This window comes from Tessaracoccus flavescens, assembly GCF_001998865.1.
Lineage (GTDB): Bacteria > Actinomycetota > Actinomycetes > Propionibacteriales > Propionibacteriaceae > Arachnia > Arachnia flavescens.
Genome location: NZ_CP019607.1, coordinates 3,000,646 through 3,013,506, shown reverse-complemented (window position 1 = coordinate 3,013,506; position 12,861 = coordinate 3,000,646). Strand labels below are relative to the sequence as shown.

19 protein-coding genes and 1 tRNA gene are annotated in these 12,861 nt (G+C 67.7%); 14 read left to right on the top strand and 6 right to left on the bottom strand.

Annotated features, from left to right (window positions below):
- Positions 1–13: 13 nt before the first annotated feature.
- The 3 genes from BW733_RS14620 to BW733_RS14610 are packed head-to-tail and all read right to left on the bottom strand — an operon-like array spanning position 14 to position 1,935.
- The gene (locus tag BW733_RS14620; protein ID WP_077351618.1) at positions 14–751 is read right to left on the bottom strand and encodes an SCO1664 family protein; all 738 of its coding nucleotides are present in this window, start codon (positions 749–751) and stop codon (positions 14–16) included.
- Positions 748–1,269 (bottom strand): DUF3090 domain-containing protein, encoded by a 522-nt coding sequence (locus BW733_RS14615; RefSeq protein ID WP_077351616.1) that lies wholly within the window; start codon positions 1,267–1,269, stop codon positions 748–750. The genes BW733_RS14620 and BW733_RS14615 overlap by 4 nt, the downstream gene beginning before the upstream one ends.
- A 9-nt stretch (positions 1,270–1,278) precedes the next feature.
- A complete protein-coding gene (locus BW733_RS14610) occupies positions 1,279–1,935 on the bottom strand; it encodes an MSMEG_4193 family putative phosphomutase (protein ID WP_077351614.1) in 657 nt (218 codons plus the stop codon).
- A 75-nt stretch (positions 1,936–2,010) separates the two neighbouring features.
- Between BW733_RS14610 and BW733_RS14605 the strand changes: the two genes are divergently transcribed.
- From BW733_RS14605 to BW733_RS19085, 3 genes are all read left to right on the top strand, one after another.
- Positions 2,011–2,835 (top strand): undecaprenyl-diphosphate phosphatase, encoded by an 825-nt coding sequence (locus BW733_RS14605; protein ID WP_077351612.1) that lies wholly within the window; start codon positions 2,011–2,013, stop codon positions 2,833–2,835.
- A gap of 29 nt (positions 2,836–2,864) precedes the next feature.
- Positions 2,865–3,836 (top strand): aldo/keto reductase, encoded by a 972-nt coding sequence (locus BW733_RS14600; protein ID WP_077351610.1) that lies wholly within the window; start codon positions 2,865–2,867, stop codon positions 3,834–3,836.
- Positions 3,837–4,134: 298 nt separating this feature from the next.
- Positions 4,135–4,491: a Rossmann-fold NAD(P)-binding domain-containing protein gene (locus tag BW733_RS19085; RefSeq protein WP_202970221.1), complete on the top strand. Its 357-nt coding sequence runs from the start codon at positions 4,135–4,137 to the stop codon at positions 4,489–4,491.
- Positions 4,492–4,493: 2 nt separating this feature from the next.
- Here the strand turns inward: BW733_RS19085 and BW733_RS14590 are convergent, their stop codons facing one another.
- The gene (locus tag BW733_RS14590; protein ID WP_077351608.1) at positions 4,494–4,880 is read right to left on the bottom strand and encodes a DUF3224 domain-containing protein; all 387 of its coding nucleotides are present in this window, start codon (positions 4,878–4,880) and stop codon (positions 4,494–4,496) included.
- Between the two features lie 176 nt (positions 4,881–5,056).
- Between BW733_RS14590 and BW733_RS14585 the strand changes: the two genes are divergently transcribed.
- Positions 5,057–5,144, top strand: a tRNA-Leu gene (locus BW733_RS14585).
- 209 nt (positions 5,145–5,353) lie between these two features.
- Here the strand turns inward: BW733_RS14585 and BW733_RS14580 are convergent.
- Positions 5,354–5,728 (bottom strand): hypothetical protein, encoded by a 375-nt coding sequence (locus BW733_RS14580; protein ID WP_152024739.1) that lies wholly within the window; start codon positions 5,726–5,728, stop codon positions 5,354–5,356.
- Positions 5,729–5,738: 10 nt separating this feature from the next.
- On the opposite strand from BW733_RS14580, the gene BW733_RS17995 reads away from it, so the two are divergent.
- The 7 genes from BW733_RS17995 to BW733_RS14550 all read left to right on the top strand — a co-directional run bounded on the left by BW733_RS17995 (position 5,739) and on the right by BW733_RS14550 (position 9,157).
- Complete coding sequence (locus BW733_RS17995; protein WP_152024738.1) at positions 5,739–5,924, top strand: hypothetical protein; 186 nt, start codon at positions 5,739–5,741, stop codon at positions 5,922–5,924.
- A gap of 55 nt (positions 5,925–5,979) precedes the next feature.
- Positions 5,980–6,357: a hypothetical protein gene (locus BW733_RS14575; RefSeq protein WP_152024737.1), complete on the top strand. Its 378-nt coding sequence runs from the start codon at positions 5,980–5,982 to the stop codon at positions 6,355–6,357.
- Positions 6,357–7,235 carry a hypothetical protein gene (locus BW733_RS14570; RefSeq protein ID WP_077351602.1) on the top strand — a complete coding sequence of 293 codons (879 nt, stop codon included), beginning with the start codon at positions 6,357–6,359 and terminating at the stop codon, positions 7,233–7,235. The genes BW733_RS14575 and BW733_RS14570 overlap by 1 nt, the downstream gene beginning before the upstream one ends.
- Before the next feature lie 8 nt (positions 7,236–7,243).
- On the top strand, positions 7,244–8,269 hold the full coding sequence (locus tag BW733_RS14565) for a hypothetical protein (protein ID WP_152024736.1): 1,026 nt from the start codon (positions 7,244–7,246) through the stop codon (positions 8,267–8,269).
- A gap of 89 nt (positions 8,270–8,358) precedes the next feature.
- On the top strand, positions 8,359–8,604 hold the full coding sequence (locus tag BW733_RS14560; protein WP_077351598.1) for a hypothetical protein: 246 nt from the start codon (positions 8,359–8,361) through the stop codon (positions 8,602–8,604).
- On the top strand, positions 8,601–8,876 hold the full coding sequence (locus BW733_RS14555; RefSeq protein WP_077351596.1) for a 4-fold beta flower protein: 276 nt from the start codon (positions 8,601–8,603) through the stop codon (positions 8,874–8,876). Before BW733_RS14560 ends, BW733_RS14555 begins: the two co-directional genes overlap by 4 nt.
- Before the next feature lie 8 nt (positions 8,877–8,884).
- Complete coding sequence (locus BW733_RS14550; protein WP_077351594.1) at positions 8,885–9,157, top strand: DUF8453 domain-containing protein; 273 nt, start codon at positions 8,885–8,887, stop codon at positions 9,155–9,157.
- Positions 9,158–9,340: 183 nt separating this feature from the next.
- On the opposite strand, the gene BW733_RS14545 is transcribed toward BW733_RS14550, so the two are convergent.
- Positions 9,341–10,972, bottom strand: coding sequence for an IS1182 family transposase (locus tag BW733_RS14545; protein ID WP_077348636.1), 1,632 nt, complete (start codon positions 10,970–10,972; stop codon positions 9,341–9,343).
- A 179-nt stretch (positions 10,973–11,151) separates the two neighbouring features.
- On the opposite strand from BW733_RS14545, the gene BW733_RS18355 reads away from it, so the two are divergent.
- From BW733_RS18355 to BW733_RS19580, 3 genes are all read left to right on the top strand, one after another.
- Positions 11,152–11,325, top strand: a complete 174-nt coding sequence (locus tag BW733_RS18355) for a hypothetical protein (protein ID WP_161490252.1) — start codon at positions 11,152–11,154, stop codon at positions 11,323–11,325.
- A gap of 149 nt (positions 11,326–11,474) precedes the next feature.
- Positions 11,475–12,644, top strand: a complete 1,170-nt coding sequence (locus BW733_RS14540) for a sugar transferase (protein WP_237268218.1) — start codon at positions 11,475–11,477, stop codon at positions 12,642–12,644.
- The gene (locus BW733_RS19580; protein ID WP_237268217.1) at positions 12,583–12,855 is read left to right on the top strand and encodes a sugar transferase; all 273 of its coding nucleotides are present in this window, start codon (positions 12,583–12,585) and stop codon (positions 12,853–12,855) included. The genes BW733_RS14540 and BW733_RS19580 overlap by 62 nt, the downstream gene beginning before the upstream one ends.
- Positions 12,856–12,861: the final 6 nt, after the last annotated feature.

Here is a 12,861-nt window from a genome sequence, read left to right as displayed (position 1 = left end):
CCCAATTTAGCGCCTACAACGGGGGCCACGGGATGCCAGGCCACCTGCCAGACGGCCGTGGCAGCTCTCCCTCGGCGAGAATCGCCTCCGCCCGCGCCGTCAGCGCCTCCCATTCCTCGTCACCGAGGCCGGGCGCGAGGGGGCCGCCGAGGGAGGCCACCAGCGCGACGAGTGACTGCTCGTCAGGCGTGATGGGGTCCCCGGCCCAGCCCCACAGGACGGTGCGGAGCTTGTCGTCGATGTGCAGGCTCACGCCATGGTCGACCCCGGCGATGCGTTCGCCATCAGCGATCAGGTGGCTGGCCTTGCGGTCGGAGTTGTTCAGGAGAGCGTCGAACAGGGCGACCCGCCGCAGCCTCGGGTCGTCCCTGTGTGCGAGGATCACCGGCTTGTCGTCCTCGGTCCTCGCGGCAAGTATCGGCAGCCAGCCTTCGGTGAGTTCCTCAGGCTGGAGCAGGTCGATCAGCTCCGTCGGTTCGCCCTCGATCCACGCCTGAGCCGAGCCCTCGCCGAGGGGCCCGTCGATCCACACGGTCGGCGGCACGACGTCGAGGCCGAGCGTCTTCGAGAGCTCGTAGGCGGCCACCTCTCTCCTGCTGAGGGTGCCCGCCGGGAAGTCCCAGAGGGGCGCCTCCCCCGCGACCGGCTTGTAGACCCAGGAACGCTGCGCCTCGTCCGCGGCGAGAAATGTGCCGTTGGAGGCGTCGACCAGGCGCCCGATGAGGGTCAGCTCGCCGGTGGGCGACGTCATGAGAACAGGTCGCCCCGGTAGCCGTTGGCGCGCGGACAGATGTGGCCGCCCGGGTCGAGCGGCTGGCCGCACGCGGGGCAGGCGGGGCGGCCGGAGGCGACGATGACGGCGGCGCGGCCGGAGAACTCCCTGGCCATGGCCGGGGTCAGCCGCACCTGGAGGAGGGAGTTCTCGCCCGAGTACTCGTCGGCCTCGACGGAGAACAGTTCGAGCACGAGGCGCTGGGAGTCCGAGTCCCAGGCCAGGCCGATCGCAGCGGCCCGGAAGTCCACGTTGACCGGGGCGTCGAGGGGGCCCATGTCGGCGGGCGCCTGCTCCGGCGGCACGTCGTGGCCGAGGTCGGCGAGCTGATCGAGCACCTCCGCGACGCGCACCCCGAGGAGCTGCGCCTGCTGCTTCTCCAGCGCGACGGCGGCCAGCTGACCGCCCTGTGCGACCTGGATCAGGAAGAGGCGGTTGCCCGGCTGGCCGACGGTTCCGACGACGCAGCGGTCGGGGCGGTCAAACTCCAGCATCATGTCTGAAGCCTACGCGGGTTTCGAGACGTCGCCGCCGCCGACCGCCGGACCCGTCAAGCTGGCGAGCATCGAGGTCGGGTCGTCGCCCGCGTTGACGCACATCACGAACGGCCGGTCGCCCCGGTAGTCGATGATGCTGATCCCGGCGGGGCTGACGTGGATCCGCTGGAAGTCATCCAGGCGCATGCCGAAGGCGTCTGCCAGGACCGCCTTGATCGGGTCGCCGTGGGAGAAGACCAGCACCGTCTCCGTCTCGGCGTGCCTCGCGGCCAGCTCGCGCACCATCGCCGTTGTGCGCTGGAACATCTCCATCATCGACTCGCCCTCCGGGAAGGAGACCCGCGACGGGGCGGCCTGGATGTCGCCCCAGACCTCCTCGGTGTGCAGCGACTCGAGCTTCGCGCCCGTCCACGTCCCGTAGTCGCACTCGGTGATGTCGTCGACGGGCTCGGCATCGGGGAAGCCTGCCAGCTCGGCGGTCTCGCGGCAGCGCTGGATCGGGGAGGTGTAGGCGGCGGCGATCTGGACCTCGGCGAAGAGCTCGCCGAGCCGGCCGGCCTGCCGCCTCCCGACGTCGTCGAGGGAGATGCCGGGTGCGCGCCCGGCGAGGATGCCCTGAGCGTTCGCCGTCGAGCGTCCGTGCCGGATGAGGACCACCTTCGTCATGTCGGCAAGCCTAATCGGCCCCCGGCACGGCTCGGAGTAGAGTTGCGCTGATTTGCCGGACGAGAGGGAGATTCAGTGGACTGGTTGCAGGCGATCGTGCTGGGCATCGTGCAGGGGCTGACGGAGTTCCTGCCCATCTCGTCCAGCGCCCACGTCTCAATCGTCGGGCAGCTGTTCTTCGGAGGGAAGGATCCGGGCGCGGCGTTCACCGCGGTGACGCAGCTCGGTACCGAGACGGCAGTGCTCGTCTACTTCCGCAAGGACATCTGGCGCATCATCACGCACTGGTTCGGCAGCTTCACCGGGAAGGTGGAGAAGGGTGATCCCGACGCCCGCATGGGCTGGCTCGTGATCATCGGTTCGATCCCGATCGTGCTGCTCGGCCTGCTGTTCCAGGACGCCATCGACTCGACGCTGCGCAACCTGTGGATCACCGTCGCGATGCTGGCCGGCGTCGCCATCGTGCTCGCCGTTGCAGACAAGGTGGGCGAGAACAACACCCGGGAGCTGAAGGACCTCTCCTGGCGCGACGGCATCCTCTTCGGCCTGTTCCAGGCGGCCGCCCTGATCCCGGGCGTCTCCCGCTCCGGTGCGACGATCTCCGGCGGCCTCTTCCTCGGCTACACCCGTGAGGCGGCCACCCGCTACGCCTTCCTGCTCGCGGTGCCCGCCGTCTTCGGCTCGGGTCTCTACAAGCTCAAGGACATCGGAACCGACGCCTCGGTCTCGTGGGGACCGACCATCGTCGCGACGGTGCTCGCCTTCATCATCGGCTACGCCGTCATCGCCTGGCTGCTGCGCTACATCTCGACGCACAACTTCCGGATCTTCGTGATCTACCGTCTGGTGATCGCCGCCGTTGTGACCGCCCTGATCCTGACCGGCGTGCTTGCCGCCTGAGCCGCACACGAGACCTAGGACCCCCCTCCATGCTTCTTCGACCACTCGGCGCCTCCGGGCTGCAGGTCTCGCGCCTCGGCCTCGGCACCATCTCCTGGGGCCGCGACGTCGAGTGGCCCGCCGCGCGGGACCTGCTACACGAGTTCGTCGGCGCAGGGGGCAACCTGGTCGACGTCTCCCCCGCCTACGGGGCTGGGGTGGCCGAGAAGATGGTCGGCAAGGCGCTGGCCGCCGGGCTGCCTCGCGAGTCGCTCGTAATCGCGACGAAGGCCGGCTTCGTGGTGCGCGACTCCCGTCGCGTCATCGACACCTCCCGCGGCGCACTGCTTGACGATCTGGAGCAGTCGCTCAGGCGGCTGAAGACCGACCACGTGGACCTCTGGCAGGTGCACGCCTGGGGGTCTGCGCCGATCGAGGAGACCCTCTCCGCGCTCGACACGGCAGTGGCGCGCGGCATGGCCCGCTACGTCGGGGTGTCCAACTTCGTGGGCTGGCAGACGGCCACCGCGGCCACGTGGCAGGAGGCCGACCGGGCACGCACACCCCTGTCCAGCATCCAGGTGGAGTACTCGCTGCTGGCCCGGCGCGCCGAGGTCGAGGTCGTCGGCGCCGCGGCGTACCACCGGCTCGGCCTGCTCGCCTGGTCGAGCCTTGGCCGAGGCGCCCTGACCGGCAAGTACCGCGGCGGCAGGCTGCCGCGCGACTCGCGCGCCGCGTCCGACCACTTCAGCTGGTTCCTCGAGCCCTACCTTCAGCCCCGCTCCGCCGCCATCGTCGACGCCGTCGCACACGCCGCCCAGGGGCTCGGGCTCACGCCGTCACAGGTCGCCCTCCTGTGGGTGCGAGACGCGCCCCAGGTGGCCTCGGCGCTCGTCGGGCCCCGCACCGTCGAGCAGCTCGTGGAGCTGATCGACACCGAGGGCAAGGAGCTGGTCGCTCCCATCGTCTCGGCGCTCGATGACATCTCGGGCGGGCCGAACGCGCTGCGCACCCCGGCCTGACCCGCCGACCGGACGGGTGTCGGCGCCGGACACATCTGTCTGTCCCGCTGCGTAACGGGGGTCCCACCGAAGGGAGCAGCCATGAACATCGCAGTCACGACGCCCAACTGCAACGTCGGATCCCACCTGGTGAGGACGCTGATCCGGGCAGGGGTCGAGCCCCTCCTCCTCGTGCGAGACCCGGAGAAGGTGCCAAGAGAGCTCCAGGGGCTTGTCCGGATCGCGCTCACCTCAGCGGTCACAGACAACGGCATCGGGCGGGTCGTGCGGCAGAGCAGCGTCGGGGTGGAACGCCGAGATGCCATGGGTCGCGCCACGCGACATCGCCGAAGTGGCGGCCGGGCTGCTGCTCAACCGCGACTGGTCGGGGCGCACGGTCAGGGCCGTCCACGGACCGGTCGACCTCTCATGGTCGAGGGTCGCCGAGATCCTGAGCTCGGTGCTGCGACGCGAGATCCGGGCCGAGCGGATCGGCGACGACGAACTGCTGGCCGGCTACCTGCAGGCTGGCATGCCACGTGGCCTCGCCGAGGCGGTGCTAGCCATGTCGACCGGGCTGAGGGAGGGTTTCACGCCTGAGCGGCCACGCACCGTCGCGAGCACGACGGAAACGACGTTCGCGGCCTGGGCGCAGGACGAACTCGTCGGCGCCTGAGGTCACCGGTTCGAGGAGAGCTCCAGCACGACGCTGTGGGTCCCCGCGTCCTCGTCGACAGTCAGGTTGAGCACGCCGATCGTGCCCTCGAGGTCTCCCGTTCCGGAGCCGGGCACCACGATGTAGCGAAGGCCCTGGTTGCCGTGGTCCATGGTGCCGAGCTGCTGGAAGGCCAGCGTCCCCTTCTTCCCGCCGATCTCGCCCTCGAACGCCTCCATGCAGACGTAGCCTGCGGTGCCCGAGGCGGGGTCCCCCGCCGAGATCATGACCCCCTTGCTCGCGCCCAAGATGTCGCCCTCCCACACCTTGGTGAAGTCGAAGCGCCCTGTGCCGGAAAGCAGCGCGTCTCCCGGGGTGATCTCGATCTCGAACGTGCCGCGGATGCTCATGGGGTCTCCTTGGTGGGGTTGCCACCAGCCTATGTCGCCCCTTGCCGCAGCGATGAGGAAATGGGCGCATCCAGGTGCGGGTCCACCGGGCTCCACTACCGGAACCGCCGATTTGCGCTACCCACCCATGTGCCTGCTAAAGTTGCGTGTCGCAGCCCCCGCAAGGGAGCCCACTCGTCCGGGTGGCGGAATAGGTAGACGCGCTAGCTTGAGGTGCTAGTGCCCGCATAGGGCATGGAGGTTCAAGTCCTCTCTCGGACACCACGGCTATTCAGTAGTAAGCCGATTATGTTCAGTAGAACTCCCGGTCCCGGGTCACCAGGGCCGGGAGTTCTGCATTGGAGGGCCCTAGTCACGCCCTTGGGTGCCACATCGAGCACGTAAAGCGTGGCGAACCGGCGCTCGGCAGCGCCGCGACAGCGAAAAGCCCCCGTCCGGACCTGTTTCCGGGCAGGGGCTCGTAGAGCGAGGTGCTACGAGATGATCGACTCCAGCGTGGCTGGCGAAGTGGTGACGGCGCGACCCTCAGGGCCCGCCGGCGTCGCAGGCGGCTCGTGGTCGGGATCGGTCCAGGCTGGGTCCTCGGGGTCGGGCAGGTAGGGGTCAGCCGATCCCGTCCAGCGCTCGAAGAACTCCGTGGGCATGTTGATGATCAGGCGGGTGTTCACCGCGTCTACGAAGAACGCGAGCGCTAGGGGATCGAGTCGATCAAGGACCACCAGGACGGTGGGGTCGACCACCTCGGGATCGCCCGAATAATGGGCGGTGCCGTAGTGGAACTCCTTGCCGTCCGTGGCGGCACACAACACGTTGGGGGCGAAGAACGACGAGTACAAGCCCGCAGACACCCCGGTCATCGTGGATGACGTGGTGCGCGACATCGACACCATCGTCAAGCAGGTCTCTTACTCCGGCTGGACCCAGGATCAAGGCGGCGACCGCACAGTTCGCAAGGAACTGCGGCAGGTGCTGAAGAAGTACCGTCTGCCCCTCACGGGCGACCTGTTCGGCCGAGCCTACGCCTACATCCGCGAGAACTATTGAGGCGCAGACGCGGACTCAACCAGGATTGTCACTTCTCACTGATGTAATGAGGACCATGCCCCCGAAGACGAACACCGACCCCGTTAAAGGCGATGTTTATCGCACCAGCCCGGACACATCTGTGTCCGGCGATGTGCATGGGGACAACAAGAGAATCTGTGGCGTTGTCGAACTCACCCGCAGGTCTGTGCTCACGCTCACGCGGACGACACATCCTGAGAAACATGCGAGGAAACTGGAGTCTGCGGAGAACAAGCAGATGGGGCTCACTAAGGCTGCTTGGTGGACAGACGTCAACCAACGGCCTCTGGCCCGCTCCTGGTTGGCAGACCCTGATCGGGTCGAGTATCTTGGAAGGCTGCCCGAGCCAGAGTCGACCAAGTTGGCGGAGTTCTGGCAGATGTCCAAGATGCTAGGACGGACGAATCTGTGATGCTACGAGATGCGCTCGGTGCACCCCTGACGCTGCAAACTGAGGGGGAGGTGGGGCAGCCAGCCGTTGGCGACCTTTGGGTCGTCAGCGCTGACGCGCAGGATCGCGGTGTGGTGATGATTAGCGCGGTGCACGACCTTCATGTGCTGGCATGGCCGGTGACTCAGCCCACCAGCGCCGCCGCCGCCCCCTCTTTCCTCATCACGGTGCCTGACATGGGCGACTTCGTTGCGTGGCCGGATGCGGAGTTCGGTTTGACCTTGGCCGCATTGGATCGCAGGTTGGCCCACGTACTCGATGACAGGACGATCCGCACGATCCGCTGGGCCGTCGCCGAGGACGAGCCGGTGGACAGCGTGTCCACCTGCCCCGCTGTCGATACCCCTGAGGCGGTAGCCGCTTTTGAGGTCGTCTGCTCACAGGCATGGGCACTGGGGGACTGGGCTTGGCCCGACAACACGATTGGCGAAGCAGCGCTGTCACAGGACGCGCTCTCCGATGCCGGGGTGGAAATCGCGCAGTTGGCGCAAGCGCTCGGCGTGAAACCGGGGCGCGCCTCCGCACTAGCCCGAGGAGTCAAGGTCCCTACGCCGGAGGAGATTGCGACGATCCTGTCGTTGTTCCCCGCAGGGACCGTTGCCGAAGACATTCTGGAGCCGGTTGACGGTGCAGATGCCGTCGTCCTCAGCCTGCCCGAATACAAGTCAAGAGTGCGACTGTTGTCCGCCGAGCGTAGCGTCCCGGAGCGCCGCGCCCGGACCATGGTGTGGGAGCAGGCGTGTTCCCGTGCAGCCCGTCAAGTTGCCCATACAGCACCGATGGAGGCCGCTCGCGCGAGGGTGGACTACGCACTCGAAGAACTCATGGGAGGGATATGACACTCCCGGTGGGACGCAGCGTCGCGGAGTGGACTGGGCAAGGACTGGTGGCTCTGGCCAGTCGCCACCTCCGTGAAGAGTTCGCGCGTCTGTATCCCGATGCTGCTGAAATAGCGAGCGCCGACGCCATTCAGGCATTGGCCTTGATCCCTGACGTTGTTGTGGAGTGGGCCAGCACACCGCCCAGAGGAAGTTGCGAACTAGGCGGTGTGTACGACGGCGATGTCGAACCGGCACGAATCACCATCCGGGAGTCCCGCAACTACAAGCGCAACCTTTTCACCGCCCTTCATGAGGTCGGTCATCACATCTTCTGGAACGACGAGGCGTGGCAGTTCCAGGTTCTCCCGGAACTCGGTGACAAGGCGCGGCTGATTGAAGAGAAGATCGTCAATGACTTCGCCGCAAGCATCTTGGTGCCTGAGGATGCGGTGGCGCTTCATCTTGGTGAAGGAGTGAGCCCGGAAGGCATCCAAGCGCTCATCCAAGGCACCCAGGCATCGGCCACCACTTGCTGCATCCGCGCTCTCAACCAGCCGGGCCAAAGGCTCGTGATCCTCGCATCCGAGGACGGCAAAATCTGGTACGCAGACTCCAACGGCACCCCCTACAACCCCGGTAGGCGGGTGGCTCAACCCGCCCTCATTTCCGCTATCGAGCGGGCGCGTGAGTCTGGGAAGTACCGCTTGATGGGCGGCGAAGGCATCCGGTACTCCAAAGGTTGGGCGGACACGGATGTCTGTTTGGACGTTCTGCTGCACGACGGATTGGTCATTGCCGTCGCAACATCAACGCGCCCCTCTCTGCGCGGTAGCGCCTCCACTGGCTGGCACGAGGTGTGTGAAGCATGCGGTGCCGAGTTCGCGGCCAGCGCTTCCAGCGGCCAGTGCACGACCTGTGGAGACTGGAAGTGTAGCGATTGTCGAGGCTGTCAGTGCACTGCCAGCAAGGCGGTCTATTGCCGCAGATGCTTCTTGGTACTTCCCACGACTGAGGCGTCCAAGGGGATGACGGTGCACGAAGAGTGCGACTAAGCCAGAAGGGGAGGCCCAGGCTCTCGAACACCTGTGCGTCTACGCTCAGTAGCACCCAGTCGTCCAAGTCCACCTCAGGAGGGACCGTCATGACCCAGCACAACCCCAAGGACACCCTCCAGGCCGACCTGGAGGCGCTGGCTGAGGTCTTCGAGGCCGAGGACCGAGAAGACCGCCGTGCCGAGGCTCAGCGCCGACGTGACGGCCTTCCCGAGCCCAAGCGGGACATCCGGACGTTCCCCGGCTTCGCGGACGGTGGAGCGGCTCCCCGAGGGGTTTGTGACACGGCTGCCCTCGCAAGGTTGTCCGAGCCGGGGTGCAGACTGGAGGCATGAACCTTTATACCAAGAATGGACGCCCGCTTCAGGTCAGCGGTGACTCTCTGTACTCGCGCTCGGGCACCTACCTCGGCGCCATCTCGAACGGCAAGGTCTATGACCCAAGGGGCCGCTATGCGGGAACCATCGACGGTGATCGGGTGGTCTACAGAAGCACCGACAGCGCCTCGATGGGCAGTGCCACCACGTCAGGCAACAGGGCAGGAATCGCCACAGCGAACCGCGTTGGCTCCGCCACGTGGGGTGACGAACCGAACTTTCCGGACTGAGGAGCGACATGGACACGTTCTGGGGCCTGTCAGGCACCGCCTGGACAGCCCTCTACACCGTCCTCACCGCCCTGCTTCTCCTCACCGCCTGGGTGGCAGCGGGAATCGCCTGGGGCCAGTGGAGGGCGAGCCGCGATGCTGTGAAGGACGCGCGCAAGGCGCAGGCCGAGGCCAACCGTCCTTACGTCCTCGTCACTGCTGAACCCTCTGCTGCGAGTAGACGGCTGTTCGACCTCTCGATTCGTAACATCGGCAAGCGTCCGGCCCTAGGAGGGCGCTGAACAAGGTGTGATCTGAGGCGGGTATGGCGTGAGGGGGGCGGGCGGAGCGCCGCCAAGGCCGTCTTTGCGGCAGTGAGGTCAGCACCCTGGGGTGCGACAGTCGGGGTCGTTCCGCCCGCCTGAGGCCATCCTGCGCTCGATCGGGGCGGCGTGGCAAGGGCCCAGCGGCCCCCGGTCCCACCCTCAGGCGATGGCCCAGGTCCCGTCCTGGACGGTGAGCCCGAGGTTGAGGAGGCGTCGCAGGTTGAGACCGGCGGCGCGGTGGTGCAGCCAGGCGTCGTTCTTGGCCACGCCCCGGTAGGGCACGCGGCGTGCTCCGCGCGTGAGCCAGGCGATGGAGCGTTCGACCATCGGCCGGTGCCGTCGGTAGACGGCCTGGAAGTCCGGGTCGGTGGCTCGTTCGCGGTGCTGTCGTTGGAGCTGGTGGTGCTCACCCAGGGTGACCTTGCGGCCACGTTCGGCGGTGGTGCACCGCTGCCGCAGCGGACAGCCGGCGCACGCGGCGCCGAAGGTCACCTTGCCCTTGGCACTGACGCCCCGGGTGAGCCCGGCCGGGCAGGTCAACGTCCCGGCGACCGGGTCGTGGATGAAGTCGTCCAGGGTGAACCCGCCCTCGACAGCCGGCCGCAGCGGCCAGGGTTTGAGGACCGGTTCCCACTTGCGGGCATCGAGCGTGGCCAGCATGTCACCGGAGGCGTAGGCGGAGTCGCCGAGCACCTGCACCGGCGCGTCAGGGGTGGCGGTGAGGGTGGAGTCGGTGGTGACCAGGTCGGCACCCACCGCGGCGTCGGAGTGCTCGGCCCCGTTGGTCTTCGTCAGCTTCACCATCGTCATCAGCCCGGTGTCCGGCTCGACGACGACATGGGCCTTGAACCCGTCCTGACGCCGTTCGCGGGTCTTGTGCGCGTGCCGGGCATCGGGGTCGACGGTGGAGATCATCCGGTCCGGCGCGGTCTTGCGGGCGATGCGCCACCGCCCGTCGGTGCCGTCGGAACCCTCCGCCGGCTCGACGTCCTGCCCGGCGACCAACGCCAGCAGCGCGAGGGCCTCGGCCGGTTTCCCACCCGCCTCGGACAGCAGCGCCAGGCCGTCCGGGTCGCCGTGCTCGTCGTGGTGGGCGGCGTCCAGAGCGGCCAGCAGGGCCAGGGCGTCGCCCACCAGTGCGCTCACCAGCTCGGTCCGGGCGGCCTCGTCCTCCCAGGCGATCCGCGGCTTGCCAGCGACCGTGTAGTCACCGCCGGTGACCTCGGCCAACCGGGTGCACTCCTGGACCACCAGTGCGTGCGCGCCCGGCACGTCGCGGCCGACCCGGCGGATCGAGGCGATCAGCTGGGTGACCGTGTCCTGCCGGGCGACCGCGTCGTCGAGCACCGTGGAGTCCAACGCCCGCCGCGTCTTGCCCGACAGGACACCGGTAGCCATGACGACCTCGCGGACCGCCTCGAAGATCCGGTCCGGACGTTCGCTGGCGGCCAGCCGCTTACGCCAGTACGTCAACGTCGAAGGGTGGAACCCGGCCCCGTCGACCGCGTACCCGCACGCGGCCTTCCAGCGCAGGTCGAACGTGAGCGCCTCGACCGCTTCCCTGTCAGAGTGCCCGTACAAGGACTGCAGCACCAGCACCGAGGCGATGACCTCTGGCGGGATCGAGGGCCGACCCCGCCCCGAGGGAAACAGGTCGGCGAACAGCTCCGGCGGGAACAACCGCAACCGGTGCTCGGCCAGGAACGCGAACACGCTCCCCGGCACCAACAGATGTCCCGCCAACGCCTCCACGTCCAACAGCTCCCGCTGCCGATCAGCCTCACCCTGCATGAAACAAGGATCGCAAGCCCACCCCGATCAGCACCCCGCGACGCGCGGGTTATTCAGCACCGTCCTAGGCATTGGACACACGTTCCCCACCAGGGTTTCTCTGGTGACGCCCACCACACCGGTCGGCGATGCAGGAGCTCACCACTGGCTCACAGCACTCAGAGAGAGGAACAGTCCCCATGACGACGGCGCCCACTGCCACTCGCGCCCCGGCCGAGTGGGCCGAGGCCTTCACCGAGGCCAACAACACCGATCCGGAGATCCAGGCCCACGGCAAGTACTTCACAACGACCTGGCTCCTCGACGCAGGTGAGCCCTCGACCGAGAGCACTCCGCCGAACCGGTCAGGGTGACGGAGGGCCATTTCACAGTGGGCGAACAGCGTTATAGTCCTGCCCAGACCTCGGGAACTTCACACTCGCAGCCCCCGGAGTTCAACTCGAACGCACCAACCGTCGCAGTGGGGTTCAACGACCCTGCTCGGCACGAAGGACCCCAATCGATGCTCCCCTTGTCGCCCACCACCGCCGTCCGGGGTCGGATGCGCGTCGGGGCCCAGCGGCTCTGGCACACACACCTGCTCCGTCAGCTGCTCGTCGCAGTGATCGACCTGATCCTGATCCTCGCCCTGTTCCTGACGTTCCACCTGCTCGATGCTGTACCCCCGCTCGATCCGAGCACCCTCGAGCCACAGGCGTGGAGCGCCGTCATCGCGCTCTGGATCATCCTCCTCGCCGCGTGCGGGAGCTACTCCTTGGCACACCTCCAGACAGGGGCCAGCCAGTACCAGCGGGTGAGCGCTGCCACCGCATTGACAGCCGGCGCGCTGAGCATCACCTGCTACCTCGCCGACATCGAGTTGTCGCGGACCTACTTCGTCCTGGTCTTCAGCTTCGGCCTCCCGGCGTTGCTGGTCGGGCGTTTCATCCGGCGTCAGGTGCTGAACCGGTTGCGCGCCCGGGGCATCATGCCGAGCCAGGTGATCCTGGCCGGCTCCACGCGCCACGTCGACGACATCGCAGCCGTCCTGCGGAGGGAGCGGTGGCTCGGGTACTCGGTCATCGGTGCCCTCACCCCTGAGGACATCGTGGAGACACCCCGGGGCATCCCGGTCCTCGGCCGGGTGCGCGACACCGCCGACCTCGTCCAGGACCTGGACCTCTACGCCGTGGTCTTCACCGAGGGCGCCTTCCCCAGCAGCGCGGACTTCCGCCGGATGGCGTGGGAACTCGAGCAGCACAGCATCGAGATGATCGTCGTGCCCGCGCTGACCGACATCAGCGCCGAGCGGATCACCCCGCGGCCCGTGGCGGGCCTTCCCCTCGTGTTCGTGGAGCGCCCCCAGGCCCAACAGGCCGGCCGCTGGGTCAAGCGCCTGTTCGACATCGTCGGCTCGTCGATCCTGCTCCTGCTCGCCGCGCCCATCGTGGCGATCACCGCCCTGGCCGTGAAGATCGAGGACCGCGGCCCGGTCTTCTTCCGCCAGGTGCGGGTCGGGCGGTTCGGGAACGAGTTCACCTGCCTCAAGATCCGCTCGATGTGCGTGAACGCCGAGGAGCGGCTCGCGGAGCTTGCCTCACGCAACGAGGGCGCAGGCGTCCTGTTCAAAGATGACGCGCGACCCCCGCATCACGCGGGTCGGCCAGTTGATCCGGCGCTTCTCGATCGATGAGATCCCGCAGTTCTGGAACGTGCTGCGCGGCGACATGAGCCTGGTCGGCCCCCGACCCGCCCTGCCGCGGGAAGTGGCCCAGTACGACCCCGACGCGGCGCGCCGCCTCCAGGTGCGGCCCGGGCTCACCGGCCTGTGGCAGGTGTCGGGGCGGTCGAACCTGTCGTGGGACGACACGGTGCGACTCGACCTGTACTACGTGGACAACTGAAGCGTG

Bases quoted from the DNA above. Each gene is read 5' to 3' on its own strand.
- BW733_RS18355 (WP_161490252.1), top strand. From the start codon at position 11,152: ATGACGACGGCGCCCACTGCCACTCGCGCCCCGGCCGAGTGGGCCGAG.
- BW733_RS14540 (WP_237268218.1), top strand. From the start codon at position 11,475: ATGCTCCCCTTGTCGCCCACCACCGCCGTCCGGGGTCGGATGCGCGTC.
- BW733_RS14575 (WP_152024737.1), top strand. From the start codon at position 5,980: ATGCCCCCGAAGACGAACACCGACCCCGTTAAAGGCGATGTTTATCGC.
- BW733_RS14610 (WP_077351614.1), bottom strand. From the start codon at position 1,935: ATGACGAAGGTGGTCCTCATCCGGCACGGACGCTCGACGGCGAACGCT.
- BW733_RS14590 (WP_077351608.1), bottom strand. From the start codon at position 4,880: ATGAGCATCCGCGGCACGTTCGAGATCGAGATCACCCCGGGAGACGCG.
- BW733_RS14555 (WP_077351596.1), top strand. From the start codon at position 8,601: ATGAACCTTTATACCAAGAATGGACGCCCGCTTCAGGTCAGCGGTGAC.
- BW733_RS19085 (WP_202970221.1), top strand. From the start codon at position 4,135: ATGCCATGGGTCGCGCCACGCGACATCGCCGAAGTGGCGGCCGGGCTG.
- BW733_RS14615 (WP_077351616.1), bottom strand. From the start codon at position 1,269: ATGATGCTGGAGTTTGACCGCCCCGACCGCTGCGTCGTCGGAACCGTC.
- BW733_RS19580 (WP_237268217.1), top strand. From the start codon at position 12,583: ATGACGCGCGACCCCCGCATCACGCGGGTCGGCCAGTTGATCCGGCGC.
- BW733_RS14600 (WP_077351610.1), top strand. From the start codon at position 2,865: ATGCTTCTTCGACCACTCGGCGCCTCCGGGCTGCAGGTCTCGCGCCTC.
- BW733_RS14570 (WP_077351602.1), top strand. From the start codon at position 6,357: ATGCTACGAGATGCGCTCGGTGCACCCCTGACGCTGCAAACTGAGGGG.
- BW733_RS14560 (WP_077351598.1), top strand. From the start codon at position 8,359: ATGACCCAGCACAACCCCAAGGACACCCTCCAGGCCGACCTGGAGGCG.
- BW733_RS14545 (WP_077348636.1), bottom strand. From the start codon at position 10,972: ATGCAGGGTGAGGCTGATCGGCAGCGGGAGCTGTTGGACGTGGAGGCG.
- BW733_RS14620 (WP_077351618.1), bottom strand. From the start codon at position 751: ATGACGTCGCCCACCGGCGAGCTGACCCTCATCGGGCGCCTGGTCGAC.
- BW733_RS14550 (WP_077351594.1), top strand. From the start codon at position 8,885: ATGGACACGTTCTGGGGCCTGTCAGGCACCGCCTGGACAGCCCTCTAC.